General features: G+C 48.9%; 2 protein-coding genes. Both read right to left on the bottom strand.

Features of this window, described 5'->3' with window-relative positions; all coding sequences use genetic code 11:
• The coding region (locus C7K08_RS14270; RefSeq protein ID WP_241537287.1) for an asparagine synthetase B family protein at positions 1 to 941 on the bottom strand (941 nt) is incomplete at its 3' end.
• Between the two features lie 30 nt (positions 942 to 971).
• On the bottom strand, positions 972 to 1,242 hold a 271-nt coding region (locus tag C7K08_RS16215; RefSeq protein ID WP_341272177.1), incomplete at its 5' end, for a glycosyltransferase.

Genomic DNA, 1,242 nt, shown 5'->3' with positions numbered 1-1,242 from the left:
GCAGCCTCCAATGCCTGGGCTGTAATCAACACCCGCTGATGGCTTAGTTGTAAATGATTTGCGGTGAGGGCAGCCAGATTTGTTTCATCCACTGCTCCAGGCAACTGCTCAAAACCTATGGCAAGGCTATGAATTGGGCCCTGTTGATGTTTACGTAATAGCGCTGCCAAAAGGCCGGAATCCAAACCACCACTAAGAAATAAACCAACCGGTTGATTACCGATTGCCTGGCGRRCAACAGCCTGGGCTAATAATTCATCTAGGGGCTTAGGGACCGTTAATGGTGCTGCAAATGGTTGGGGAGCCTGTTGTGTATGGCTGTTGCAAATAACGTAGTGACCAGCTGGGAACACTTCCACCCCCTCCAATATGGTGTAGGGAGCCTCCACTGCCCCCCAGAGTGCATAGGATTGCAGGCCATTAATTGATAGTTTGCGGCGACTGGCGAGGGATGCGGCTTCAAAAGCRCTKAGCTCAGAAGCTACGGTTACAGCAGYTCCTTKCCTCTGCCAAAGCAATGGTTTAACGCCACARCTATCCCTTGCAAGGCATAGTTCYTGGCGMATGCCATCCCAAATAGCAACTGCAAATATGCCATTTAATTTACCCCATAAAGCAGCACCCCAGWGGCGATARCCATGTAATAACACCTCCGTATCACTATTTGAACGGAAACAAATCCCACAACGTTCTAAYTCYTGGCGTAGTTCCCACTGSTTATAAATTTCACCATTAAACACGAGCCATAGCTTYGCTTCTGGGCACACCATTGGTTGRTTACCCAATGGAGATAAATCTTGGATCGCCAGGCGTGTATGCAGGAGGGTAATCCAGTTATTATTTTGATCGTTTAAACATTCAAGGTGGCTGCCTTGAGCATTGGGGCCGCGGCCCTTAAGAGCAGCTAATACCGCCTGTTGATGGGCAGTGGATATAGGCAAGCCAAAACGAGCAAATAAACCACACATTGCTCAGGCCTGCAATGGGAGATTTTGCGTAGTTTTTTTGATTGCCTCTTCAAAGTTGCGGAAGCCAAAATTATTAGAAGCATATTGTTGCGCCGCAGCTCCTCGGCGAGCCAACTCACCAAGATTATTAAGAATCGCTTGCAAGCTTATTAGCAGATCATCCACATTGGGTTGCACCAGCCAACCAGTTTTGCCAGCTTGAATTAAATCGCTTTGCCCCCCTTCGATGCAAGCCAAAGAAGCGCGGCCCGCCATGGCGGCTTCCAGGTAGGTA

The sequence above is a fragment of the Synechococcus lacustris str. Tous genome, from assembly GCF_003011125.1.
Lineage (GTDB): Bacteria > Cyanobacteriota > Cyanobacteriia > PCC-6307 > Cyanobiaceae > Synechococcus_D > Synechococcus_D lacustris.
Note: the sequence above shows the minus strand (reverse complement) of the source record. Positions and strands in the feature narration are given on the sequence as shown.